The 24832-nt window shown below is 69.8% G+C and carries 22 protein-coding genes, 1 other RNA gene and 1 pseudogene; 7 read left to right on the top strand and 17 right to left on the bottom strand.

What is annotated here, in order from left to right; translation table 11 throughout:
- Positions 1 to 153: 153 nt before the first annotated feature.
- The 3 genes from ACFJIT_RS06620 to ACFJIT_RS06610 are packed head-to-tail and all read left to right on the top strand — an operon-like array spanning position 154 to position 2500.
- Complete coding sequence (locus ACFJIT_RS06620; protein ID WP_379655384.1) at positions 154 to 894, top strand: prolipoprotein diacylglyceryl transferase; 741 nt, start codon at positions 154 to 156, stop codon at positions 892 to 894.
- Positions 879 to 2312: a radical SAM protein gene (locus tag ACFJIT_RS06615; RefSeq protein WP_379655383.1), complete on the top strand. Its 1434-nt coding sequence runs from the start codon at positions 879 to 881 to the stop codon at positions 2310 to 2312. Before ACFJIT_RS06620 ends, ACFJIT_RS06615 begins: the two co-directional genes overlap by 16 nt.
- Positions 2309 to 2500 (top strand): hypothetical protein, encoded by a 192-nt coding sequence (locus ACFJIT_RS06610; protein ID WP_130533143.1) that lies wholly within the window; start codon positions 2309 to 2311, stop codon positions 2498 to 2500. Before ACFJIT_RS06615 ends, ACFJIT_RS06610 begins: the two co-directional genes overlap by 4 nt.
- Positions 2501 to 2525: 25 nt before the next feature.
- Here the strand turns inward: ACFJIT_RS06610 and dapB are convergent, their stop codons facing one another.
- From dapB to hrcA, 9 genes and pseudogenes are all read right to left on the bottom strand, one after another.
- A complete protein-coding gene (gene dapB, locus ACFJIT_RS06605; protein ID WP_379655382.1) occupies positions 2526 to 3260 on the bottom strand; it encodes a 4-hydroxy-tetrahydrodipicolinate reductase in 735 nt (244 codons plus the stop codon).
- On the bottom strand, positions 3257 to 4462 hold the full coding sequence (locus ACFJIT_RS06600; protein ID WP_379655381.1) for a PLP-dependent aminotransferase family protein: 1206 nt from the start codon (positions 4460 to 4462) through the stop codon (positions 3257 to 3259). The genes dapB and ACFJIT_RS06600 overlap by 4 nt, the downstream gene beginning before the upstream one ends.
- 183 nt (positions 4463 to 4645) lie before the next feature.
- Positions 4646 to 4963 carry a GNAT family N-acetyltransferase gene (locus tag ACFJIT_RS06595; protein WP_306996125.1) on the bottom strand — a complete coding sequence of 106 codons (318 nt, stop codon included), beginning with the start codon at positions 4961 to 4963 and terminating at the stop codon, positions 4646 to 4648.
- Positions 4964 to 5128: 165 nt separating this feature from the next.
- Positions 5129 to 6232: pseudogene (locus ACFJIT_RS06590) on the bottom strand (prephenate dehydrogenase); the annotation flags it as partial.
- Positions 6229 to 7140 carry a pyridoxal kinase gene (gene pdxY, locus ACFJIT_RS06585; RefSeq protein WP_337052610.1) on the bottom strand — a complete coding sequence of 304 codons (912 nt, stop codon included), beginning with the start codon at positions 7138 to 7140 and terminating at the stop codon, positions 6229 to 6231. The gene pdxY and the pseudogene ACFJIT_RS06590, both read right to left, overlap by 4 nt.
- A 342-nt stretch (positions 7141 to 7482) precedes the next feature.
- Positions 7483 to 8610: a molecular chaperone DnaJ gene (dnaJ, locus tag ACFJIT_RS06580; protein WP_130522635.1), complete on the bottom strand. Its 1128-nt coding sequence runs from the start codon at positions 8608 to 8610 to the stop codon at positions 7483 to 7485.
- A 158-nt stretch (positions 8611 to 8768) separates the two neighbouring features.
- Positions 8769 to 10694, bottom strand: a complete 1926-nt coding sequence (dnaK, locus tag ACFJIT_RS06575) for a molecular chaperone DnaK (protein ID WP_337052611.1) — start codon at positions 10692 to 10694, stop codon at positions 8769 to 8771.
- Positions 10695 to 10838: 144 nt separating this feature from the next.
- The gene (gene grpE / locus ACFJIT_RS06570; RefSeq protein ID WP_337052613.1) at positions 10839 to 11366 is read right to left on the bottom strand and encodes a nucleotide exchange factor GrpE; all 528 of its coding nucleotides are present in this window, start codon (positions 11364 to 11366) and stop codon (positions 10839 to 10841) included.
- A gap of 47 nt (positions 11367 to 11413) precedes the next feature.
- Positions 11414 to 12490, bottom strand: a complete 1077-nt coding sequence (gene hrcA, locus ACFJIT_RS06565; protein ID WP_130531546.1) for a heat-inducible transcriptional repressor HrcA — start codon at positions 12488 to 12490, stop codon at positions 11414 to 11416.
- A 91-nt stretch (positions 12491 to 12581) separates the two neighbouring features.
- Here hrcA and recN point away from each other — a divergent pair, with 91 nt between their 5' ends.
- Positions 12582 to 14249 (top strand): DNA repair protein RecN, encoded by a 1668-nt coding sequence (gene recN / locus ACFJIT_RS06560; RefSeq protein WP_337052614.1) that lies wholly within the window; start codon positions 12582 to 12584, stop codon positions 14247 to 14249.
- A 349-nt stretch (positions 14250 to 14598) separates the two neighbouring features.
- Here recN and fur read toward each other — a convergent pair whose 3' ends face one another.
- Positions 14599 to 15003: a ferric iron uptake transcriptional regulator gene (fur, locus tag ACFJIT_RS06555; RefSeq protein WP_130522640.1), complete on the bottom strand. Its 405-nt coding sequence runs from the start codon at positions 15001 to 15003 to the stop codon at positions 14599 to 14601.
- Positions 15004 to 15119: 116 nt separating this feature from the next.
- On the opposite strand from fur, the gene ACFJIT_RS06550 reads away from it, so the two are divergent.
- A complete protein-coding gene (locus tag ACFJIT_RS06550; protein ID WP_337052615.1) occupies positions 15120 to 15518 on the top strand; it encodes an outer membrane protein assembly factor BamE in 399 nt (132 codons plus the stop codon).
- Positions 15519 to 15539: 21 nt separating this feature from the next.
- Here the strand turns inward: ACFJIT_RS06550 and ACFJIT_RS06545 are convergent, their stop codons facing one another.
- On the bottom strand, positions 15540 to 15794 hold the full coding sequence (locus ACFJIT_RS06545; RefSeq protein ID WP_337052616.1) for an RnfH family protein: 255 nt from the start codon (positions 15792 to 15794) through the stop codon (positions 15540 to 15542).
- A gap of 5 nt (positions 15795 to 15799) precedes the next feature.
- The gene (locus ACFJIT_RS06540) at positions 15800 to 16228 is read right to left on the bottom strand and encodes a type II toxin-antitoxin system RatA family toxin (protein ID WP_337052617.1); all 429 of its coding nucleotides are present in this window, start codon (positions 16226 to 16228) and stop codon (positions 15800 to 15802) included.
- A gap of 74 nt (positions 16229 to 16302) precedes the next feature.
- On the opposite strand from ACFJIT_RS06540, the gene smpB reads away from it, so the two are divergent.
- Positions 16303 to 16797: an SsrA-binding protein SmpB gene (gene smpB / locus ACFJIT_RS06535; RefSeq protein ID WP_130518223.1), complete on the top strand. Its 495-nt coding sequence runs from the start codon at positions 16303 to 16305 to the stop codon at positions 16795 to 16797.
- 72 nt (positions 16798 to 16869) lie between these two features.
- On the opposite strand, the gene ACFJIT_RS06530 is transcribed toward smpB, so the two are convergent.
- A complete protein-coding gene (locus ACFJIT_RS06530; RefSeq protein WP_379655380.1) occupies positions 16870 to 19338 on the bottom strand; it encodes a S8 family serine peptidase in 2469 nt (822 codons plus the stop codon).
- Positions 19339 to 19469: 131 nt separating this feature from the next.
- Here ACFJIT_RS06530 and ssrA point away from each other — a divergent pair.
- Positions 19470 to 19823, top strand: a transfer-messenger RNA (tmRNA) gene (gene ssrA / locus ACFJIT_RS06525).
- 266 nt (positions 19824 to 20089) lie between these two features.
- On the opposite strand, the gene ACFJIT_RS06520 is transcribed toward ssrA, so the two are convergent.
- From ACFJIT_RS06520 to ACFJIT_RS06505, 4 genes are all read right to left on the bottom strand, one after another.
- Positions 20090 to 21346, bottom strand: coding sequence for an AGE family epimerase/isomerase (locus ACFJIT_RS06520; RefSeq protein ID WP_379655379.1), 1257 nt, complete (start codon positions 21344 to 21346; stop codon positions 20090 to 20092).
- An 8-nt stretch (positions 21347 to 21354) separates the two neighbouring features.
- Positions 21355 to 22350 carry a carbohydrate kinase gene (locus ACFJIT_RS06515; protein ID WP_130561666.1) on the bottom strand — a complete coding sequence of 332 codons (996 nt, stop codon included), beginning with the start codon at positions 22348 to 22350 and terminating at the stop codon, positions 21355 to 21357.
- 271 nt (positions 22351 to 22621) lie between these two features.
- Entirely contained in the window at positions 22622 to 23851 is a 1230-nt protein-coding gene (locus tag ACFJIT_RS06510; protein WP_130531552.1) for an MFS transporter, read from the bottom strand.
- Between the two features lie 180 nt (positions 23852 to 24031).
- On the bottom strand, positions 24032 to 24721 hold the full coding sequence (locus ACFJIT_RS06505; RefSeq protein ID WP_130561665.1) for an OmpA family protein: 690 nt from the start codon (positions 24719 to 24721) through the stop codon (positions 24032 to 24034).
- Positions 24722 to 24832: the final 111 nt, after the last annotated feature.

The raw sequence follows: 24832 nt of genomic DNA, 5'->3' as shown, positions 1-24832 counted from the left end.
TTTTTCGCACGGCGCCCGGGCCTGACGAAATTCGCTCAACGTTGCGGCGGGGCGAGCAACCCCATCGCCTGCCACGCAAGGCCGCAGGATGTGGCGTGATTCACGCGGCGATCGGGAGCTCGACACGCCACGCCGACGGCTACACTGGCCTTGATGACGCTGAACGCCTACTGGCTTCACACCCTCATGGAGGTGGCCGCCTATTCGGTGGGCTTCCAGCTCTATCTGCGCGAGCGCCGGCGCCTGCCCTACCCCGGGCAGATCGACCGGGTCCAGGCGCTGCTGCTGGTGGCCGGCACCGTACTGGGCGCGGCCGTCGGCAGCAAGATCGCCTACTGGCTCTACGATCCTGCGTATGCCTTCGCCGACTTCCCCTCGTTCCGTCGCCTGCTGGAAGGCAAGTCCATCATCGGTGCGCTGCTGGGTGGCTGGGCCGGCGTCGAGCTCGCCAAGCGCCTTGCCGGGATCCGCGGCTCGACCGGTGATGCCTTCGTCCTGCCGCTGACGGTGGGCATGATCATCGGGCGCATCGGCTGTTTCCTGGGCGGCCTGGCGGACCATACCTACGGCAACCCCACCACCCTGCCCTGGGGCGTGGACTTCGGCGATGGCATCGCGCGCCACCCGACCCAGCTTTACGAGATCGTCTTCGTCGCACTGTGGGGCGGGCTGTTGACCCGCTATGGCGGGCGCCTGCCGCGCCCGGGCGACCGCTTCAAGCTGTTCCTGGTCGGCTACCTGCTCTACCGCCTGGCGGTCGAGTCGATCCGGCCGATCCCGCTGTACTACTTCGGCCTGCTGTCCGGCCTGCAGCTGCTGTGCGTCCTGGGCGTGGCCTACCATGTGCGCGACCTCCCACGCATCGCATGGACCCCTGCATGGCGGCAAAAGTAAGGCCTTACCTGTTCTACGACACCGCGGTGTCGGTGTGCTCGACCTGCCTGCGCCGGGTGGAGGCGACCATCCTGTTCAAGGACGGCGGCGTCTACCTGGAGAAGTGGTGCCCGCAGCATGGCCGCGAGCGCGTGCTGATAGCCGACGACATTGAGTACTACCGGCTGTGCCGCGAGCGCTTCATCAAGCCGCCCGAATTGCCGCAGCGCTTCAACACCGAGCGGCGCTGGGGCTGCCCCTACGACTGCGGGCTGTGCCCCGAGCACATGCAGCACAGCTGCCTGACCCTGATCGAGGTCACCGATCACTGCAATCTGCGCTGCCCGATCTGCTATGCCGATTCGGGCCCTCATCGCCCCGGCTTTCGCGATCTGGCCACGATCGAGCGCATGCTCGATGCGGTGGTCGCCAACGAGGGTGAGCCGGACGTGGTGCAGATCTCCGGCGGCGAACCGACCCTGCACCCGCAGTTCTTCGAGATCCTCGATGCGGCCAAGGCCCGTCCGATCCGCCACCTGATGGTCAACACCAACGGGCTGCGGATCGCCAAGGACCCGGCGTTCGTCGAGCGCCTGGCCGGTTACATGCCCGGCTTCGAGCTGTACCTGCAGTTCGATTCCTTGCGCGAGGAGGTCCACCAGGAGCTGCGCGGCGCGCGCCTGGTGGAGGTCCGGCGCCGGGCGCTGGAGGCGCTCAACCGGCTCGGCATCTCGACCACGCTGGTGGTCACGGTCAAGAAGGGCCTCAACGATGGCGAGTTGGGCGAGATCATCGACTTCGCCCGGCGCCAGCCCTGCGTGCGCGGGGTCACCTTCCAGCCGATCCAGCACGCAGGCCGCACCGAGGGCTACGACCCGGCGCGCGACCGTCTGACGCTGACCGAGGTGCGGCGCGGCATCCTCGAGCAGAGCGCGCTGTTCCGGCCCGAGGACCTGATCCCGGTCCCCTGTCATCCCGATGCGCTGGCGATGGCCTACGCGCTGAAGCTGGAGGACCGCGTCGTGCCGCTGACCGGTCTGATCCCGCCGGAGGTGCTGATCGAGGGCGGCCGCAACAGCATCGTGGTGGAGAAGGACGATCAGCTGCGCGAGGCCGTGTTCAAGCTGTTCGCCACCAACCATTCGCCGCAGTCGCAGGCCTGCTCATTGTCCGACCTGCTCTGCTGCCTGCCGCAGGTGCAGGCCCCGCAGGGGCTGGACTACCGCAACGTGTTCCGTGTGCTGATCATGGCCTTCATCGATGCGGAGGGCTTCGACCTGCGCTCGGTGAAGAAGAGTTGCGTCCACATCGCCCAGCCCGATGGCACGATCGTGCCGTTCGACACCTTCAACCTGTTCTACCGCGACGACCGGCGTCAGCAGCTGCAAGCGCTGCGCGCCTGGGTCGACGGCACCCCGCTCAAGGACGCAACGGCATGAACACCGCGGACCAAGACGACACCTCGCCACCGCAGGCACAGCCGCCCGAACTCCCGCCCGCACCCGAGCCGCAGCGCGGCGGCCTGCCGGTCTGGGCCAAGGTCATCATCGGCATCCTGGCCACGATCGGCGGGCTGACCCTCCTGCTGGCGGCGGCGTGCTTCGGCATGATCGCGATGAACAACTGAGCGACGCCGCGGCCGCGGTACCGCTTCAGTCCAGCAGATCGCGCACGCGATACAGCCCCGGCGGCCGGTCCGTGAGCCGCTGTGCGGCATGCAGCGCACCGCGGGCGAAGATGTCGCGGTTGGTGGCGCGGTGGGTCAGTTCCACACGCTCGCCCAGGCCGGTGAACTGGACCAGATGCTCGCCGACGATGTCGCCGGCGCGCAGGCTGGCGTAGCGCGGCGTGGCGCCGGCCAGTTCGACGCCCTGCCCCAGGGTCAGGGCAGTGCCGGACGGCGCGTCCTGCTTGTGGATGTGGTGGGACTCGATGATGTCGCAGTCCCAGCCGGGCAGCGCGGCGGCCGCGCGTTCGACCAGCTCGGCCAGCACGGCCACGCCCAGGCTGAAGTTGGAGGCCCACACCACGGGGATGTCGCCGCCGGCCTGCTGCAGCGCGGCGCGCTGGGCCTCGGACAGCCCGGTGGTGCCGGAGACCAGCGCGGCCTTGCGCTGCAGGCAAAGGGCCAGGATCGGGTCGAACCCTTCCGGCAGGCTGAAGTCGATGGCCACGTCGAACACCGGCGCGCCAGGCAGCTCGCTGGCGGCGAAGTACGCCACGCCATCGACCACGCGCGTGGCCGGCGGGCGATGGGTCACCGCGGCCACGACCTGCAGCGCTGGCTCGCCGGCCGCCAGTCGCAGCAGCGCCTGGCCCATGCGGCCCGAGGCACCGTGAATCAGCACCCGCAGCGGCGGGTTCGTGCGGTCGCCCTTCACCGTCATGCGGCCGCGGCGGCTGGCAGGGCGGCGATGGCCTCGGACACCAGTTCGCCCAGGATCTTCATGCCGGCCTCGATCTTCTCGCCCGGCACGGTCACGAACGACAGGCGCAGCGTGTTGATCTGCGGATCGGTGGCGTAGAAGGGTGCGCCGGGCACGAAGGCCACGTTGCGCGCGATCGCCTTAGCCAGCAGCGCGGTGGTGTCGATGCCGTGCGGCAGGGTCACCCAGACGAACATGCCGCCCTGCGGCCGCGTCCAGTGCGCCTGCGCCGGGAAGTAGCGCTCGAGCGCATCGAGCATCAGCTGGCACTGGCGCGCGTAGAGGTCGCGGATGGTCGGGATGTGCTCGTCCAGGAAGCCATCGCGCACGGTCTCGTAGACGATGCGCTGGCTGAAGGACGGCGTATGCAGGTCGGCGGCCTGCTTGGCCTGGACCAGCTTGGAGAACAGCGGCTCGGGCGCGACCACATAGCCCAGGCGCAGGCCCGGGGCCAGCACCTTGGAGAACGAGCCCATGTAGATCCCGCCCTCGGGGTTGAGCGAGAGCAGGCTGGGCAGGTGTTCGCCGCCGTAGCTCAGTTCGCCGTAGGGATCGTCCTCGACCACCGGCACGCCGGCGGCCAGCGCGGTGGCGACCAGCGCCTTGCGCCGGGCCAGCGGCAGGCGCTTGCCGGTGGGATTCTGGAAGTTGGGCAGGCAGTACATGAAGCGCGCGCCGTCCAGCAGCGCGGGCGTAAGCGCGTCGACATCGATGCCGTCCTCGTCCGACGGCATGCCGGCGAAGGCCGGGGCGAACAGCGAGAAGGACTGCAGCGCGCCCAGGTAGCTCGGCGTTTCGACCAGCACCTTGCTGCCCTCATCGATCAGCGTCTTGCCGAGCAGATCCAGGCCCTGCTGCGAGCCGGTGACGATCAGCACGCGGCTGGCTAGCACCGGCGCGCCGGCGGCCGCCAGGCGCTGCGCCACCCACTCGCGCAGCGGGCCGTAGCCCTCGGTCGGGCCGTACTGCAGCGCGGCCTGCGGCGCCTCGGTGAGCACCTTGTCGGTGGCCGCGCGCATGCGCTCGACCGGGAAGGTCGAGGCGGCCGGCAGGCCGCCGGCGAAGGAGATGACCTCCGGGCGCTCGGTCACTTTGAGGATTTCGCGGATCGCCGAGCTGGTCAGGGCCAGGGCGCGCTGGGACAGGGTGATCTGGGTGCTCATACCGCCAAGGATACCGCGCGCGCCGGTGCCGCATCGCGCTGCGACGCGGAAGGCCTAAGTGGGCGCTGGCCGTCCTGCTGGCGAAAAATCCACCAATGCGGAAACGGGCCTTATCCGGCGCGCCTGCCGCCGGGTTGTCCACAGGGTTGTGCCGCCGGTCATCCACAGGCGGTGTGGAAAACCTCAGCGGTGCGACAGACGCATGTGGAACTCGTGCGCATCCTCGCCTTCGACCACGAAGCCCAGCCGCTCGTAGAGGCCACGCGCCGGATTGGCCTTGAGCACGTGCAGGGTGACGTCCTTGCCGGCGGCGCGCGCCTGCTCGATGTACTCCTCCAGCAGCGCCCGGCCCAGGCCCTGCCCCTGCAGCTCGGGGGCGACCTGGATCTGCATCACCACATGGTCCGGCCCGCTGCGATCGAGCTTGAGCAGGCCGACGATGCGCTCCTCGCGCAGCAGCACCTGCGCATGCTGGTAGCCGTTCAACAGGCGGGCCAGCATGCTGCCGGGCGAGGTATCGACCCCGGAATTGCGCATGTGCTCGCGCATGGTCGCCTCGCGCAGGGCCAGCAGCGCCGGCACGTCGTCCGGCGTGGCCGCGCGCCGCTGCAGCGAGGCGGCCAGGCGCCGCGCCGGCGACAGCGCCGGCATCGACGAGGCCCCGTCGAGCACGCGGCCGATGCCGCTGGCATCGACCTCGGCCGCCGCCCGCGCCAGCGCGCCCAGGTCGACATCCGCATCGAATCCCAGCCGGAAGTGCAGCTCGCCCGCCGGATTGCGCAGCGAATGCAGCGAGGCGATGCTCACCCCGTGCCGCTCGAACACGTGCAGCAGCGCCCGCAGCGAGCCGGGCTGATCCAGCGGCAGATGCACCGACAGGCTGCGCGTCTCGGCCAGGTCGGCCAGTAGATAGCCGATGCGCTCGAAGCGGTAGTTGCCCTCGGCCAGCGCCGTGGCGCCGATGGCGGCCTTGTTGGCGGCCAGCACGTCCTGGCGGAATCCGCCGCGCGCCGCCTCATCGCCCTGCCCGACCAGATCGCGCAGCCGCGTGACCTCCTCGACCAGCGTGTCCAGCACCTGCGGCACGTGCGGATTGCCGAACTGGATGTCCTCGTAGATGGCCGGATTGAGCGCCAGGATGCGCGCGATCATCGCCCCGTCCATCTCGAAGGACGCCGAGCGGTACGGGAACAGCTCGGCCAGTGACCCGACGTGTTCGGCATGGCGGCGCAGCACGCCAGCCTGCGCCAGGTGGGTGGCGTGGACCAGGGCCTGCACCAGCGCCATGACCTGATCGTGGTGCTCGGGCGTGGTGCGCACGCACTGGGCCTGCAGCGCGTCGAGCAGCCGCTGCAGCCAGGGACGCCAGGCGTCCAGGCGCGCCTCGCACACCACCATCGGCCGGCCCTTGAGCGTGGGCGACTTGGGCGGCGCGGTCATCGGATGCAGGCCGACGACTTCGGCCTGCGAGGCGAGCATCGCGGCGACCGGGCCGGTCTTGATCGAGGTCAGGTCGATCCACAGCTGCCCGGCCTCGCGCCCGGCCGCCAGGCGCACGTAGTCGCCGATCACCTGCTCGGTGATGCGGATCGGCGCGCTGAACACCAGCACCTGGGCCTGTTCGATCAGCTGCTGCGGCGTGCGCGAGGCGGGATCGGCCGGATCCTGGCCGATGACACGCACGCCCAGGTGCCGCTCGAGGAAGGCGCCCAGCCAGCGGCCGTAGGCGCCGGCGCTGCCGACGATGCCGACGCAGGACACCGGGCTCATGCCAGCCGCTGCGCGGGGAAGCGCGCCGGGGTGGCCAGCGCCGCGGGCGCGGCGGCGTGCACGTCCAGTTCCTCCACGCCCGCGGCCAGGGTGGCCTCCAGCGCGGCGTGCACGCCGGCCAGGGCGCTGCCGATCGCACTCTCGAGCGGCTCACCGCGCAGATGCAGGCCCAGGGTCAGCGCGACCAGCACATCGCCGGTGCCGGCCACGTCCACCGGCAGCCACGGCGTGGCCCAGCGATACACCGCCTCGTGCCCGACCAGCAGCGTGACCAGCTCGCCCGGGGCTCCCTCGACGCTGTGCACAAGTGCCCACTGCGGCCCACGCGCCAGCAGTTGCCGCGCGGCGGTCAGCGCATCGTCCTGGGCCAAGCTGGGCAGCCCGGTGAGGCGGCCCAGTTCGAAGGCGTTGGGCGTGACCATCCACGCGCGCGGCAGCAGGCGCTCGACGAAGACCGTCTCCAGCGCCGGCTCGACATAAGGGCCGGTATGGGTGTCGCCGATCACCGGGTCGAGCACGTAGCGCAGCGCCGGGGCCTGCGCCTGCGTGCGCTCCAGCCAGTCGGCAAAGGCCTCACCGTTGGCCAGGCTGCCGAAGTAGCCCGACACCAGGGCGCGGGCGCGCTGCGGCAGGCCGCGCTCGCTGGCGCCGAGCAGCAGATCGGTTAACCACTGCGCCGGCAGGATGTGGCCGCGCAGGGTCGGATAGAAGGGTGTGTTGCTGAGCAGCGTGGTCGGCACCTCGGCCACCCGCAGGCCGAGCGCGCGCAGCGGCGGCGCGGCGGCGCTGTTGCCGGCATGGCCATAGACCAGCTGCGACTGCACGGTCAGGACATCGACCGGCGCTGGCCCTTCCGGGCGCTGGCGTCGACCGTGGACGAGATGGCTTTCGCGCGTGTTTTGGGTCATGCGCGCATTGTAAGTGGGTGGTGGGGCGGGGATTGGGGATTGGGGATTGGGGATTGAAGCGTCGCCCGCGCATCGCTGCTCCTGCCCCCTCCCTTGCGCGCAGCGCAGGGGAGCTCGAAGTCGCGGCTAGCGACTGAGGGGGAGGGGTTGGCTTTTGCTGTTGCTGTTGCTTCTGTTGTTGCTGTCGCTGCTTGCGCAGCAACGCCAAAAGCAAAAGCACCCCTCCCCGGCCCTCCCCTGCGCTGCGCGCAAGGGAGGGAGCGGATCAGGGTGCTTTGCGGGTGCCGATTGCGGGTATGGCGCGGAGGTTCTGAGTCGGCGAGCCGACTCAGGACCCCAAGCTCACGACGTCATCCGGTCCCAGAAGCCCTTGACGCCATCCAGGAACGTGGCCGACTTGGGCGAATGCTTGCGCGCGTCCTCGCCGACGAAGGTGGCCTCGAACTGCTCGAGCAGCTCGCGCTGCTGCTGGGTCAGGTTGACCGGGGTTTCGACCACGACCTTGCAGAACAGATCGCCGGTGGCGCGGCTGCGCACCGACTTGACGCCCTTGCCGCGCAGGCGGAACAGCTTGCCGGTCTGGGTCTCGGCCGGGACGCGGATCTCCGCCTCGCCGCCCAGGGTCGGCACGCGCACGGTGTCGCCCAGCGCGGCCTGCGAGATACGGATCGGCACATCGCAATGCAGATCATCGCCGTCGCGCTGGAAGATGGCGTGCTCGCGCACACGCACCTCCACGTACAGATCGCCTGGCGGGGTGCCGGTCGGGCCGGCCTCGCCCTCGCCGGCCAGGCGGATGCGATCGCCGGTGTCCACGCCGGCCGGGATCTTGACCGACAGCACGCGCTCTTCCTCCACGCGCCCGGCGCCATGGCAGACGCGGCAGGGGTTGCGGATGATCTGGCCGCGTCCGTCGCAGTGCGGACAGGCCTGCTGCATGGTGAAAATGCCGCGCTGCATGCGCACCTGGCCGCGACCGCCGCAGGTGGTGCAGGTCTCGACCTTGCCGTCCTCCGAACCGCTGCCGTGGCAGGGCTCGCACACGGCCATGGTCGGGATCTCGATGCGCTTCTCGACCCCGGCCACGGCCTCTTCCAGGTCCAGCTCCATCACATAGCCGATGTCGGCACCGCGACGGGCCTGACGCGCGCCGCCGGCCCCACCGAAGATGTTGCCGAAGATGTCGCCGAAGATATCGCCCATGTCCGGCCCGCCGAAGCCGGCACCGCCGCCGCCCATGCCGTGCTCGAAGGCCGCATGGCCGTGCTGGTCGTACAGGCGGCGCTTGCCGCCGTCGGACAGCACCTCGTAGGCCTCCTTGCACTCCTTGAACATCACCTCGGCGGTGTGGTCGCCGGGATTGCGGTCGGGGTGATACTTCATCGCGCAGCGGCGATAGGCCTTCTTCAGCTCCTCGTCGCTGGCGTTGCGGGCCACGCCCAGGACTTCGTAATAGTCACGCTTACTCATAGGCGGGGATTGGGGATTCGGGAATCGGGATTCGTTAACGGCAAAAGCGGAGAGATCCTGTCTCTTCCGCTCTTATGCACCGCAGACAGGGACAAGGATCGGGGGGGCGGGGATCCGCAGGCCAAGGCCTTTACGAATCCCCAATCCCGAATCCCTGCTTACTTCTTATCGTCCTTGACCTCGGTGAACTCGGCATCGACCACGTCGTCGGCCGCACCGCGCGCCTGCTGGGCGCCGGCGTCCGCACCCGGACCGCCCTGCTCGCCCGCCGCGGCGGCGGCGTACAGCGACTGGCCGGCCTCTTCCAGCGCCTTGGAACGCGCCTCGATCTGGGCCTTGTCGTCGCCCTTCATCGCCGTCTCCAGGTCGGCCAGCGCGGCCTCGACCTTGCCGATCACATCGCCGCCGACCTTGGCGCCGTGCTCGGTGATCGCCGTGCGGGTCGAGTGGATCAGCGCGTCGGCCTGGTTGCGGGCGCCGACCATTTCCTGGAACTTCTTGTCCTCGTCGCGATGCGCCTCGGCATCGGCGACCATGCGCTGGATCTCCTCGTCCGACAGGCCCGAACCGGCCTTGATCTCGACCTTCTGCTCCTTGTTGGTCTTCTTGTCCTTGGCCGACACGTGCAGGATGCCGTTGGCGTCGATGTCGAAGGACACCTCCACCTGCGGCAGGCCGCGCGGGGCCGGCTCGATGCCGGACAGGTCGAAGCGGGCCAGCGACTTGTTGAAGCGGGCCTGCTCGCGCTCACCCTGCAGCACGTGCACCGTCACGGCCGACTGGTTGTCCTCGGCGGTGGAGAAGGTCTGCGAGGCCTTGGTCGGGATGGTGGTGTTCTTCTCGATGATCTTGGTGAACACGCCGCCCAGGGTCTCGATGCCCAGCGACAGCGGGGTCACGTCCAGCAGCAGCACGTCCTTGACGTCGCCGGCCAGCACGCCGCCCTGGATCGCGGCGCCCAGCGCCACGGCCTCGTCGGGGTTGACGTCCTTGCGCGGCTCCTTGCCGAAGAACTCGGCCACGGCCGACTGCACCTTGGGCATGCGGGTCTGACCGCCGACCAGGATCACCTCGCTGATGTCGCTGGCGCGCAGGCCGGCGTCGTTGAGCGCGGTGCGGCACGGCTCGATCGACTTCTTGATCAGGTCGTCGACCAGGGCTTCCAGCTTGGCGCGGGTCAGCTTGATGTTCAGGTGCTTGGGACCGGAGGCGTCGGCGGTGACATACGGCAGGTTGACCTCGGTCTGCTGCGAGGAGGACAGCTCGATCTTGGCGCGCTCGGCGGCGTCCTTCAGGCGCTGCAGGGCCAGCGGGTCCTTGCGCAGGTCGATGCCCTGGTCCTTGTTGAACTCGTCCACCAGATAGTCGATGACGCGTGCGTCGAAGTCCTCGCCACCCAGGAAGGTGTCGCCGTTGGTGGCTAGCACTTCGAACTGCTTCTCACCGTCCACGTTGGCGATCTCGATGATCGACACGTCGAAGGTACCGCCGCCCAGGTCGTACACGGCGACCTTGCGGTCCTTGGTGTCGCCCTTGTCCAGGCCGTAGGCCAGGGCCGCGGCGGTGGGCTCGTTGATGATGCGCTTGACGTCCAGCCCGGCGATGCGGCCGGCGTCCTTGGTCGCCTGGCGCTGGCTGTCGTTGAAGTAGGCCGGCACGGTGATGACCGCCTCGGTGACCTTCTCGCCCAGGAAGTCCTCGGCGGTCTTCTTCATCTTCTCCAGCACGCGGGCGGAGATTTCCTGCGGGGCCATCTTCTTGCCGTCGGCGGTGGCCACCCAGGCATCGCCGTTGTCGTGGGCCAGGATGGTGTACGGCACCAGGTCCAGGTCCTTCTTGACTTCGGCGTCGGTGAACTTGCGGCCGATCAGGCGCTTGACCGCGTAGAAGGTGTTCTTGGGGTTGGTGACCGCCTGGCGCTTGGCCGAGGCGCCGACCAGGACTTCGCCGTCCTTGGTGTAGGCCACGATCGAAGGCGTGGTGCGGTCGCCCTCGGAATTCTCGATGACGCGGGCCTTGCCGCCCTCCATGATCGCCACGCACGAGTTGGTCGTGCCGAGGTCGATGCCGATGATCTTGCCCATGATGTGACTCCGTTAGGAAGCGTGGTTGTCGGGGTGTGGCGGGCGGATCGCGCCTGCCGATGAACCCGATATAGGGATGTGATGGTGGGCTTCAAGCGCCCGTGGAACACAAAATCTCGATCCGGACAGATCCGCCGGTCGCGTTCAGTCGTGGCGGGCCACGACCACCAGCGCCGGACGCAGTAGCCGGCCGCCCAGCAGATAGCCCTTCTGGAACACCTGCACGACGCTGCCCGGCGCGGCGCCGCTGGCGTCGGCCTGGCTGATGGCCTGGTGGTGTTCGGGATCGAAGGGCTTGCCGACCGGGTCGAGCACGGTCAGGCCGTTGTCGTCGGCGACCTTGAGCAGCTGCTTCTGGGTCAGCTCCAGGCCATCGCGCAGCGGGCTGGGCTCGGCGCCGGCGGCGGTCAGGCCGGCGTCCAGGCTGTCGAACACGGGCAGCAGCTGGTTGAGCAGCTTCTCGTTGGCGAACTTGCGGGCGTTGTCCACGTCGCGGGCCACGCGCTTGCGCTGGTTCTCAAGGTCGGCACGCTCGAGTAGGACCGAGGCGCGCAGCTGGTCCAGTTCGTTGCGCAGGGTCTGCAGTTCGGCCTGCAGCAGCGCCTCGGTGGAAGCCTGGGCGTCGGGGTGCGCGGCGGCCTGCTCGCCGCCCGGATGTTCGTTAGAAGTCATGTCTGTGGTTTCCGTCCTGGCGGTCGGATGTCCGCCGCAAGCCCCACCTATGGGGTCGGCGCGGACGGATTCAAGTCATCGCCGGGACGCAGCATTGCCGCGCCGAGCGCATCGGCCGCCGCCTGCACCACAGGAATCACGGTCTGGTAGGCCATGCGCGAGGGCCCGATCACACCCAGCACGCCCAGCACCTGGCCGCTGGCCTGGGCCCGGTACGGCGCGGCGACCAGCGACATCCCGTCCAGCGGCGCCAGGCCGGTCTCCTCGCCGATGAAGATGCGCACGCCCGGCGCGTTCATGGTGCGCTCCAGCAGTTGCAGGATCTCGCGCTTGCGGGCGAAGGCCTCGAACAGCTCGCGCAGCCGGTCCAGGTCGGACAGGTCCTGCACGCCCATCAGCCGGGTCTGCCCGGCCAGCACCATGTCATCGTCCGAAGGGGTCAGCGCGTGGTCGGCCAGCTCGACCGCGTGGGCCAGCAGGCCTTCCATCTCCGAGCGCGCCGCGCGCAGCTCGCGCAGCAGCGTGGCGCGGATGTCGGCGATCGGGCGGCCGGCGAAATGGTGGTTGAGGTAGTTGGCCGCGCGCTCCAGCTCGGAGGGGTCGAAGCTGCGGCGCGGCTCGATCACCCGGTTCTGCACCTCGCTGTCGGCGAACACCACGATCGCCAGCACCCGGCGCCCGTCCAGCGGCACGAAGTCGATGTGGCGGAAGGCGAACTGCTCGCGCCGCGGCGCGCCGACCACGCCGACGAAGCGGGTCATGGCCGACAGCAGCTCGGAGGCGTTGCCCAGCAGCGCCTGGGTCCCGGTGCCGGCCGGCAGCTCGGCGCGCAGGCGCGCGACCTCGCGCTCGGCCAGCGGCTGCATCTGCACCAGGCTGTCGACGAACACCCGGTAGCCCTGCGGGGTGGGAATGCGCCCGGCCGAGGTATGCGGCGAGGCCAGCAGCCCGGCGTCCTCCAGGTCGGCCAGGATGTTGCGGATCGTCGCCGGGCTGACGTCCAGGCCGGCGTGCTGGGCCAGCGTGCGCGAGCCGACCGGCTCGCCATCCTGGATGTAGCGGGCGATCAGGGTGCGCAGCAGCTGCCGCGAACGCGCATCGAGGTCCGGACTTGAGGGCTTCATGACGCTTTAGATAGCGTCCCGTCGCCGCCCTTGCAACCGGGCCGCGCCTGTCTCAACCGCTGCGCCGGCTGCCCCTACAATGCCGGCCACTATGCTCCGACACCTGACCATCAAGGACTTCGCCGTGGTGCGCGCCACGGACCTGGAATTCGGCCCCGGCATGACGGTGATCTCCGGCGAGACCGGCGCCGGCAAGTCGCTGCTGGTCGACGCGCTGGGCTTTCTGTCCGGCGCGCGCGCCGATGCCGGCGTGGTGCGCCACGGCGCCCAGCGCGCCGAGCTGTCGGCCGAGTTCGAGCTCGCGCCGGCCGCCCCTGCCCTGGCCTGGCTGGCCGAGCATGCCCTGGACGAGGCCGGCGCCTGCCAGCTGCGCCGCGTGCTGCGCGCCGACGGCGGCTCGCGCGCCTGGATCAACGGTCGCGCCGTGCCGGTCTCGCAGCTGGCCGAACTGGCCGGCCTGCTGGTGGAGATCCACGGCCAGCACGAGCACCAGGCGCTGCTGTCCAAGCCGCGCCAGCTGGACCTGCTGGACGCCTTCGCCGGCAGCGCGCCGCAGCTGGCCAAGGTGCGCCAGGCCGCGGCCGCCTGGTCGACGCTGCTGGCCGAGCGCGAGCGCCTGACCGCGCAGGGCGATGTCTCCGACCGGCTCAACTATCTGCAGCACCAGCTCGACGAACTGCGCGCCGAGGACCTCAGCCCCGACGCCATCGAGGCCCTGTCCCAGCAACATCGCCGCCAGGCCCACGCCTCCAGCCTGATCCAGGCTTGCGAGGACGGGCTGACCCGCCTGTCCGGCGACGAAGGCCCCTCGGCCAGCCGGCTGCTGCTGCAGACCCGCGCCGAGCTGGCGCGCGTGCTCAGCCACGAGCCGCGCCTGGGCGAGGTCGACGGCCTGCTCGACAGCGCCCAGATCCAGCTGCAGGAGGCCCTGGCGCTGCTCAACCAGGTCCGCGACGACCTGGACGTGGATCCGGCCCAGTTCGAGCGCGCCGAGCGCCGCCTGGGCCGGCTGCACGACCTGGCGCGCAAGCACCGCGTCGCACCCGAACAGCTCGACGAGGTCGCCACCCGTATCGAACAGGAGCTGGACGGCCTGCGCGGCGCCGGCGAGCGCCTGGCCGGGCTGAATACCGAGATCGAGGCCGCCCGCCAGGCCTGGAAGGCCGCCGCTGCGGCCTTGACCAAGGTCCGCACCAAGGCCGCCACTAGCCTGGCCAAGCAGACCAGCACCCTGATCGGCGAGCTGGGCATGGGCGGCGGCAAGCTGGAAGTCCAGCTCGAACCCATCGACGCCGAGCGCCCCGACGCCCAGGGCGCCGAGCGGGTCGAACTGCTGGTGGCGGCCAACGCCGGCCAGCCGCCGCGGCCGCTACGCAAGGTCGCCTCCGGTGGTGAGCTTTCGCGCATCTCGCTGGCCATCGAGGTGGCCGCGCTGGGCTCGGACGCGGTGCCGACCATGGTGTTCGACGAGGTCGACTCGGGCATCGGCGGCGCGGTGGCCGACATCGTCGGCAAGAAGCTGCGCGACCTGGGCCGCGCGCGCCAGGTGCTGTGCGTGACCCACCAGCCGCAGGTCGCCGCCCAAGGCCATGCCCATTACCGCGTCAGCAAGGCGCCGGTGGACGGCATGACCCAGTCCTCGGTCGAATCGCTCGACGCCAGCGCCCGCCGCGAAGAGCTCGCCCGCATGCTCGGCGGTGTCCAGGTCAGCGCCGAGGCCCGTGCCGCCGCCGGCAAGCTGCTCGAAGCGGTGGACTGACGCCGCCCCGTCCTGTTGGATGGGAAAGCACCGACCGCGCGTGACGCCGCCCTGTAGAGCGGAGCTTGCTCCGCTGGGGCCTTCCCCACGAACCGAACGGAGAGCAGCGGAGCAAGCTCCGCTCTACAGGTAAGCCGCGAGCTGATCGGAAGAGACGGCTGCTCCCATGGCACGTGGATCAGGACTTCTGCCGACCCGAAGCCTCCCGCACCACGTGCGGGGAAGCGGCCCGCCGGACCGCTTTCCCTCCGAAGCCAAGACGCTCACGCGCCGTGCCCCTCGATGAATAGGGGGTGCGAAAAAAAGGCCGGGATTTCCCGGCCTTTTCCCCCACATCCAGCAAGGCGGCTTACTTGCGCTTCTTGCGCACGTACAGCACCAGCGAGTGTTCCTCGATCTCGTAGCCGTGCTCGGCGGCGATCTTCTCCTGCAACGCCTCGATCTCGTCGCTGGAGAACTCGATGACCTTGCCGGTGTCGATGTCGACCATATGGTCGTGGTGTTCGCCGCGGTCCAGCTCGTAGACGGCCTGGCCGCCCTCGAAGTTGTGCTTCAGCACCAGGCCGGCGGCCTCGAACTGGGTCAACACGCGGTAGACCGTGGCCAGGCCGATCTCATCGCCCACGCCCATCAGCGCGCGGTAGATGTCTTCGGCGGTCATGTGCCGGGGCTTGGCTTCTTCCAGCAGCGCCAGGATGCGCAGGCGCGGATGCGTGACCTTCAAACCGACCTTGCGCAGATCGAGCGATTCCATCGTGGGGCTCCCATTCATTGGCGGTTTAACGCCAGCTGCCTTGCGGTTGGGTCGCGGCGATGCGGCGCAGTGTATCATCGGCGGGCTTGTTCCCGACCTTTGCAGACCCGTCCTTCATGCGCAAATTCCTGCTTATCGCCGCCCTTGGCCTGGCCACTTCCGGTTGCGGCATCATCTACAAGCAGCCGATCTACCAGGGCAACCTGCTGCGTCAGCAGGACGTGGACAAGCTCGCCGTGGGCCAGAGCAAGCAGCAGGTGCTCGCCCTGCTGGGCACCCCGTCGGTGGCCGACCCGTTCCATGCCCAGCGCTGGGACTACACGGCCACCGAGCGCACCGACCGCTTGGGCCATACCCAGATGAAGAACTTCACCGTGTTCTTCAATGGCGATGCGGTCAGCAAGTGGGAAGGCGACTACTTCCCCAACCAGGACGAGGAACTGGCCCGCAACAGCGTCCGCCAGTTCGGCCCCAACCTGGCCAAGGACAAGAAGAAGAAAGGCGGCGGCGGCTGATCCGCGCCTGAGCGCGACGCCTTAAGGCGTCGCCGCGCGGCGCCGGCGGGCATCCTTCGGATCGACCTGCAGCGGACGCAGCAGCTCCACCCGATCGCCCTCGTGCAGTCGCGTCTGCGGCGTGGCCTGCACGCCGAACACCGCCACGCCCGTGGCCTGATCCTGACCCTCCAGCCGCGCCTCGCGCAGCGCATCGGCCACGCTGGCGCCCTCCGGCAGTTCCAGCGTCGCGGCGCGGTAATGCCGCGGCCAGGCCAGCACCACCTCGACCTTCATCGCCTTTAGTCGCCGCGGTCGGCGGTGCGCACGAAATCGTCCACCATGCGGTCGGCCAGCGTCTGGAAGCCCAGCGTGAACGCCGGCCCCAGCAGCCGGCTGGACGGTTCGAAGTCCAGCGTCAGGCTGACCTTGCTGGTGCCCTCGCCCAGCGCCTGGAACTCCCACAGCCCGTGCAGCTTGCGGAACGGGCCGTCCTTGAGCTGCATGTCGATGCGCCGCGGGCGCTCGAGCGTGTTCTCGGTGGTGAACCAGGTGCGCAGCGCGCCCAGGCCCAGGTCCAGCCGCGCCACCATGTGCGCCCCGTCGGCGGAAATCACCTCGGCCCTGTCGCACCAGCTGAAGCGGCGCGGATACGCGCGGACGTCGTTGACCAGATCGAACATGTACTCGGCCGGATGTTCGACCAGGGCGCTGCGGCGGATGGTGGGCATCGTGTGTGGGGTGCGAGTGAGCGGCGAAACAGGGCGGGCTCGCCCCGACCGGCTCCATCGGCGACAATGGACGGATGGCAAAGAAGTCGGACAAGGATAAAGCAAACAGCACGGGCACCATCGCGCTGAACAAGCGCGCGCGCCACGAGTACCACCTCGAGCAGCGCATGGAGGCCGGATTGTCCCTGCAGGGCTGGGAGCTGAAGTCGATCCGCGCCGGCCGCGCCAACATCGGCGAGAGCTACGCGGTGGTGCGCCAGGGCGAGCTGTTCCTGTTCGGCGCGCAGTTCACCCCGCTGATCCAGGCCTCCACCCACGTGGTGGCCGACGACCGCCGCACCCGCAAGCTGCTGCTGCACCGGCGCGAGATCGACTCGCTGATCGGCAAGGTCGAGCGCGACGGCTACACCCTGATCCCCACCGCGATGTACTGGAAGGGCAACAAGGTCAAGCTGGAGCTGGCGCTGGCCAAGGGCAAGCAGACCCACGACAAGCGCGCCTCGGAGAAGGACCGCGAGTGGGCGCGCGACAAGCAGCGCGTGATGCGCCGGCACAACCGCGACGCTTGAGCGCGCCGCGGGTCCTCTAGCGGTCGCGGTGCCTCGGCTGGCCTCCTGGCAAGGCCGCATTCGGCACGCCCGCTAGGTCGCCGCCAGCATCTTGACCAGATTGGGCACGCCGCAGCCCTGCATGTAGCGATCGCGGCCGATGTCGGTGCAGTGCGCCATCAGCAGCGCCTTGATCCGGTCGGGCGCGCCGATGAACTCGCGCCGCACCGACAGGAAGCCGGCCACTAGCCCGGACACGTGCGGGGCGGCCATGCTGGTGCCGCTCATTTCCAGCATCCAGGTGGACGGCTCGCGCAGGCGGTAGTCGTAGTGCGCCGAGATGATCTTCTCGCCCGGGGCCACCACGTCCGGCTTGCAGCGCCCGTCGGCCGTTGGGCCCTTGGAGGAGAAGTAGGACACGCCATAGCTGTGCGGGTTGGTCTTGTGCACCGATCCCACCGCGATGGCCTCCTGCAGATTGGCCGGATCGCCGATGGTCATGTCCATGTTGGCCGCCAGCGGCACGCCGTCCTGCTGGACCAGCCAGGCCAGGCCCTCGTTGCCCGCCGCCAGCACCACCACCACTCCCTGCCGCCACAGCCGGCGCAGCTCGTTGCACAGCGGGGTGAAGCCGCAGCCATAGCTTTCGGCGTCGAACCAGCCGCCCAGGCTCAGGTTGACGCCGTGGATCACCAGCTGGCCGGCCTCGTCGTTGATCCTGGCGACCTGCTGGATCGCCTTGATGATCCACGAGTCGCGCCCGCGGCCTTCATCGTCGAGCACCTTGAAGCCATACAGCTGGGCCTGCGGCGCGATCGCGGTGAACGCGACCTTCGCCCCACCGTCCTGCCCGGGATACGGCGCGCTGCACTGCCCGGCGATGATGCCGGCCACGTGCGTGCCGTGCCCACTGCGGTCCATGTGGGTGAAGGCGCGGCCGTCGGCGCGTCGCAGCAGCTTCGGCGCGCCGCGCACGGTGCAGTCCCACTGCGCCGGCACCAGGTCGCGCTTGCCGGCCTGGTAGAAGTGCGGATGGCCGGCGGCGATGCCGGTGTCCAGCACCGCCCAGCCGATGCCCTGCCCCAGCGCGTGATAGGCGCTCTGCGCGGCGTCGGCCTGGATCACGCTGCGCGAGCGGTCCAGCAGGGCGCGCTTGCCCGCGTCTCGCCACAGCCGCCTGAAGCTCAGCGCCTTGAAGTCGTTGCGCAGCGATTCGATCTCGAAGCGCGTCAGCTGCGCGGACACGAAGCGGTCCAGCGTGTCCTCCAGCACGATCGCCTCATCCAGCGCTGGCCCCGACAGCCCGGTCTGCGGCGCGGCAAGCGCACGGATCCGCGCCACCAGGTCCGCCTTGACCTCGGCCGGGCGCAGTCCGGAGGGCAGTTGGTCCAGCTCGATCAGCACCTCGTGCCGCGTCGCCCCGCCCATCGCCTCCATCCGGTCGGAGAGGTCCTTGAGCACCACCGTGCTGGTCACCGGCTGGTCGAAGCCGGCCCCGACCACGTCGCGGACCCGGCTGCGCACCTGCGCGATGGACAGATAGCCCGAGCCCGAATGCGGATTGCGCGGCCCGTCCGGGTTGATGCCCGGCGCGGCGTAGTTGCTGAAGCGGCCGTCGGCGCCGACGATGTCATCGGACAGATCCGCGTCCAGCGCGACCGGATCGCGGCGGTCGGCGACGTTGAACCAGGCGCGCACGCACGGCGGGAACGGCAGCTTCTTCTGCTTGATGTCCTGCTTGAACATGCTGCGTACCGCCGGCAGCCCCAGCGGCGAGCCGATGGTCAGCAGCAGCGCGACATCGCACTGGCTGGCCTTGAGCTTGCGCAGCACCTCGTAGGCGATCATCGAGCCCTGGCTGTGGGCCACCACCACGAACGGCCCGCCGCCGGACATCAGCCGCTCGCGCAGGCTGTCCTCCATCGCCGCGCGCCGCGTCGGGACGAAGAAGAAATCGTGCACATCCTGCAGCAGCGCGGCCGAGACCAGCCGCATCAGGATCTCGTTCAGGCCCGACCACAGGCCGCGCGCGCCAGGGCCGGCCGCCGCCTCGAGTGCCGCGCCGTCCTGGACCTGCTCCAGCACCGCTTCCAGCTGGGCGCGCTGCTGCGGCGTCTGCGCCAGCGCATCGACCAGCGCATGCAGGTCGCCCCCGGCCGGCGGCAGGCCGAAGGCGGACAGCACGCGCTGCTCGGCCTGGCTGATGGTCGGGCCCTCGTCGCGATCGCTGCAGGTGCCGGCCTCGGGCACCGGATAGCGCTTGCGATCCACCCAGTAGGCCATGCGCGTGCGCTCGCCCATGGCCCGGCCGAACAGCGCCTGGTCCCACTGGCAGCGCAGCACCTCGGCCGGCGGCTTGTTGCCGATGCCGTGGATGTAGACCACGGTCATCGCCTTGCCCTGGGCGCCGGCCATGTAGCCGCTGCGCGCCAGCGGGGTCTCCGGCGCGGCCGCGGCCCTGCTGGCGGTGGCGCTCTTGCGCCGGGTCGAGGACGTGGACGGGGCGGCCTTGCGGGCCGGGGGCTTGCGGGCCATGCGCGTCTCCTGCCGGGGGATGTCCATGCCAACGCCGGCGCTGGGCCGGCGCGATCAGGCCACTGCAGGCTAACCGGGCCGCGTCGCACGCCTTGTGACCGGTGTGCTGCGCCCCTACACTGGCTGCATCGGAACGATCTTCCGACCCAGTTCGAACCGGGGGTGCACTGGCTTCGACGGGGGTTGCGAAATTGTCTGGTGCATGCCGAGGGGGCAGCTTTCCTCGTAAATCCAGCGGCAAAATCATAGTTGCCAACGACGACAACTACGCTCTCGCCGCTTAAGGCGTAAGCCCCGAACCCACTTGTGCCCGTGCTCGTGGATGTAGGGTCATTATCACGGAACCGGCGTTGACGGCTGCCTGTCAGTCATCGCTTAACCAAAACAGGCTGGTCCTGGGGTGCGCTTCGCACGCCGTGCTGCTCCGGGACGAGATCCAACGGTGAGCTAAGCATGTAGTACCGGGCATGGAGTGCCTTCGGACGGGGGTTCAATTCCCCCCACCTCCACCAAACACTTGAATGGATTCAACGAGTCGGGCCGCCTGTGAGGGCGGCCTTCTTCGTTTCCTGGCCATCGCATTGAAACGCCGACCGATCGACGGGTGCTCGCCGCGGGGCAGACCTATAGCGTGACCGTGGGCCCGCATCCGCAGGCCGCGCCACATGGCCGCCGCAACCTGGTCCTCATTCTGCCGCCGCATGGTGCGCCGGCCGTCGTCCCGGGCGGCGACTGGCGTCCGACCGGCTTCCGCGACCGCTAGGAAGCGATCCAGCCGCTACTGACCTGCGCCGTGGGCGCGCAGCTGATCCATCACTTCGTAGCAGGCGCCCATGGTGTGGTAGTCGGTCTTGCCGGCGGGGCTCTTCTCGTCGCTGTATTTGCGGTTGTCCGAATCCAGGATGCGGTACCAGGCGCCGTAGGTGTGGTCGATCATGTGCGCCCACGAGAACTGCCACAGGCGGTCGTACCAGTCCCAGTACGCCGCATCGCCGGTGCGCAGGGCGATCAGGGCGGCGGCGGCCAGGCTTTCGGCCTGCACCCAGAAGTACTTGTCGTCGTCGCAGACCTGGGTGGGCTGCTGCGCGATGTCGCCGCCGTCGGCGGGCAGCGGCGTCACCAGCGGTGCGAAGCCGTAGTACAGCCCGCCGCGCTTGTCGTCCCAGCTGCGCGCCACGGCGGTGTCGAACAGGTGGCGCGCGGTCGGTACCAGCCAGTCGATGCCGCCGTCCAGCTCGCGGTCCAGAATCAGCAGCAGCTTGGCCCATTCGGTCTGGTGGCCGGGCTGGAAACCCCAGGGGCGGAACAGGTGCTTGGGATTGTCCTTGTTGTATTCCCAGTCCACGTTCCAGTCGGTGTCATAGTGCTCCCACACCAGGCCGCCGGCCTTGGCCGCCTGACGGCGGGTCATGTGGTCGGCCAGCAGCAGGGCGCGATCCAGGTAGCGACGCTCGCCGCTGGCCTGCCAGGCCGCGAGCATGGCCTCGCACATGTGCATGTTGGCGTTCTGGCCGCGGTAGGTGCTGAAGTTCCAGTCGGCGTCGGCTTCGTCGCGGTACAGGCCGGGGCCGGCTTCCCAGAAGCGCTGCTCGAGCAGGTTCCAGGTCTCGTCCATCCAGCCGCGCGCCTCTTCCACGCCGGCCTTCAGCCCGCAGGCGTAGGCCAACAGCACGAAGGCCACCCCGTAGCAGTGGTTGGTGGTGTCCTCCGGCACGCCATCGCGCAGGGTCCAGACATAGCCGCCGTTGGCCGGGTTGCGGTGCACCTGGCGCAGGTAGCGCAGGCCGTGCAGCATCGCCTCGCGGTATTCGGGACGCTCGAACTCGCGCCAGGCCATGGCGTAGTTGAAGACGAAGCGCGTGCTGCTGACCAGGTGACGGTGGCCGGCGTCGTAGACGGTGCCGTCGTCCTTGAAGTACTGGAAGAAGCCGCCGGCCGGATCGATCGCGCGCGGGTGGTAGAAGGCCATCGTCTGCGCGATGTGCTCGCGCAGGAAGTCGGTGGAGCGGAAGTTGGGCATCGGGGCAGCGTCCATCGGATTGATCACAGCAGAGACAGGACTTCGGCACGGGTCGGCATGGCCGCGAACGCGCCCTTGCGCGTGACCGCCAGCGCGCCGGTGGCGGTGCCGAAGCGCACGGCTTCTTCCACGCGGGCCGGGTCGGCGCAGAACGCGCTGAAGCCCGCGCCCGCCCCGCCCAGTTCGACCAGCCGGACCAGCAGCCCGCCGACGAAGGCATCGCCCGCGGCGGTGGTGTCGCGCACCTGCACGGCGAAGCCCGACACCTGTCCTTGCGCCTGGCGTGTGGTCCACACCACCTCGCCGGGCCCGTCGGTGATCACCAGAAGTTCGGTGCGCCCGGCCAGCAGGCGGGCGATGACGCCGGCCTCGGCCTGCGCATCGTGGCCGGCGAGGAACTGCAGCTCCTCGCGAGAGAGCTTGACGACCTGCGCCAGCGCCAGGCCTTGCCACAGCGTGGGCGTCGGATCGACGCCCTCCGGCCACAGCGCCGGGCGCAGGTTGAGGTCGAAGCTCACCACGGCACCGGCCTGGCCCGCGCGCTGCGCGCCGGTGAAGGTGGCCTGCGCGCAGTCCGTGTCGGTCAGGCTGTTGGAGCAGAAATGGAAGACATCGGCGCGCGCCAGACAGTCGGCGTCGAAATGCTCGGCCCGGAACAGCAGGTCGGCCGCAGGCGGGCGATAGAAGCTGAAGCTGCGCTCGCCCGCCTCGTCCAGGGCCACGAACGCCAGCGCGGTCTTGGCTTGCGCGGTACGCACGGTATGGCCGACGCCGACGCCGAAGCCAGCCAGCGCCTCATGCAGGAAGTCGCCGAACATGTCCTGCCCCAGCATCCCCACGAACTGGCTGTCCGCGCCCAGGCGCGCGGCGGCCACCGCGACATTGGCCGGCGCGCCGCCGGCGTACTGCTCGAAGGCGCGGGCCTGGCCTTCGACCGGCGGTTGGGCCAGCAGGTCGATCAGCACTTCGCCGAAGCAGACTAGAGAGGCCGGGCGGCCGGGCGCAGCGTCATGCGGCATGCTGGGAATTCGCAGAAGAGAGCGGGAAGAGACGGACTTGCAGTGCGGCCATGCGCGCGGGAGCCAGCGCTGGCGCACACGGCGCGGCAGGGGCGCGCGGGAGGTGAGACTGAATCGCCATTTGGCCGTGTTCAACCGATTTAGATCGATTGAAATTTCGCATACCGCGCATTGGATTGCATCCCGCAGCGCAGCACCAAGGCGCGCGAAAGCCGGTCGGAGCCGCCAGCCTAGGTGACGCGCAAGGTGCGCGCCACTCGCCCGACCCGACTCAGCCTGCCGCTTCGGCCGCGCCCTCGCCCGCCTCGCGCCGCTCGGCGCGGCGCGCCAGACCGTAGAGCGCCAGGCCCGCCGCGGCGGTGGCCGCGCCGACATAGCCGGTGACCGTCCAGCCCAGCCCCGCGCTGATCGCCAGTCCGCCGAGCCACGGCCCCAGCGCGTTGGCCACGTTGAAGGCGGCGTGGTTGGACGCGGCCGCCAGGGTCTGCGCGCTGGAAGCCACGTCCATCAGCCGGGTCTGCAGCACCGGCGCCAGGCTGACCATGGTGCCGACCGCGATCACCGCCGGCAGCAGCGTCCACACCGAATGGGCGCTGGCGGGGAACGCCAGCAGCACCAGCGTCGACCAGGTCAGCACCACCGGCGTGGCGCGGAACTGCAGTCGGTCGAACAGCCAGCCGCCGCCCACGTTGCCCAGGATGCCGCCGACGCCGAAGGCCACCATCGCCGCCGGCACCCAGCGCTCGTCCAGGCGGGTGACCTCGAGCAGCGTCGGCGCCAGGTAGGAGAACACGCAGAACATGCCGGCGAAGCCGATCGCGCCGATGGCCAGCGCGTACCAGACCTGCGGGCGGTGGAAGTCGCGCAGTTCGCGCAGCGGATCCTGGCGCGGCTCGTTCGGGTTCGGCTTGAGGAAGGCGGCCACCAGCGCCACGGTCAGCAGCGCGAGCGCCCCGACCAGCCCGTAGGCATAGCGCCAGCTCAGCACCTGGCCCAGCCAGGTCGCCAGCGGATTGCCGATCAGCATCGCCACCGTCAGGCCGAGCATGACCCGGCTGACCGCGGCGGCGCGGCGGTCGGGCGGGCTCATCGAAGCGGCCACCAGCGCGGCCACGCCGAAGTAGGCGCCGTGCGGCAGCCCGGCGATGAAGCGGAATACCAGCCCCACGCCGTAGTTCGGCGCCAGCGCGCTGGCCAGGTTGCCCAGCGCATAGAACCCCATCAGGAGCAGCAGCAGCGTGCGCCTCGGCAGGCGCGCGCCCAGGATCGCCAGTACCGGCGCGCCCACGACTACGCCCAGCGCGTAGGCGCTGATCAGATGGCCGACCTGCGGCTCGCTGATCGACAGCCCGCGGGCGATATGGGGCATCAACCCCATGGAGGCGAACTCGCCCACGCCGATCGCGAAACCGCCCATCGACAGGGCGAAGAGGATCAGCACATAGACGCGGCGGGAAACGGGCGCGGCCGGCGCGGTGACGGGCGTGGGCGCAGTGGCCATGGGGGATGCCTGGCGGATGCGGAAGGCCGTGCATTATGACGCGCCGCAACATCGACCTGATCACACGCAGCTTTCCACGGCGCGCGGTGTCGCGGGAGACCATCGCGGGCGCGCTGTCACAAAAGCAACGGGCCGCGATGCGGCCCGTTGTGTCGTGCGACGTGTGGAACTTGCGGTTCGTCAGCCGCCCTGCTCGACCGGCAGCACGCGGATCTCGACGCGGCGGTTCTGCGCGCGGCCGGCCTCGGTGTCGTTGCTGGCGATGGGATAGCGCTTGCCCATGCCGATCACCTCGAAGCGCTGACGCATCAGGCCCTGGCCGATCAGGTAGTCGGCGACCGAATTGGCGCGCGCCTCGGACAGGGTCTGGTTGACCGCATCGCTGCCCACGCTGTCGGTGTGGCCGCTGACTTCCACGATGGTCTGGTTGAACTCCTTCAGCGTGGCGGCCACGTTGTTGAGCGCCGGATAGAACTGCGGCTTGAGCGCGGACTTGCCGAAGTCGAAGGTCACCCCGTCCGGCAGGTTGAGCTTGATGACATCGCCGTCGCGGCTGACGTCGATGCCGGTGCCGGCGGTCTGGCGACGCAGCTGCGCCTCCTGGCGATCCTGATAGACGCCGATCGCGCCGCCGGTCAGGCCGCCGACGCCGGCGCCGATCAGCGCGTGCTGGCGACGCGAGGTCGCATCGTGGCCGCTGAGCAGGCCCACCGCCGCGCCGATTCCGGCGCCGATCAGCGCGTTGTTGCGGGTGCGGTTGGGATCGTTCGGGTCGCTGGTCTGGCCGGTGTAGGTGGCGCAGCCGGCCAGCACGGTCGCGGAGAGGACGCCGCACAGCAGGGTGCGGGAGAGCAGCTTGGAGGTGTTCATGGTGAGAGAACCTTTCCGGGGGTGGATCCGGGTGTGTTGCGGTGTGCGCACGCTAACGCCCACCGCGACAAATTCCGATGAATCGCGCAGTGCCGAGCCTGGAGAGGTTCA

Source organism: Pseudoxanthomonas sp. UC19_8, from assembly GCF_042700505.1.
Classification (GTDB): Bacteria; Pseudomonadota; Gammaproteobacteria; order Xanthomonadales; family Xanthomonadaceae; genus Pseudoxanthomonas_A; species Pseudoxanthomonas_A winnipegensis.
The sequence above is the reverse complement of the archived record's forward strand: the minus strand, read 5'-3'. Positions and strand labels throughout refer to the sequence as shown.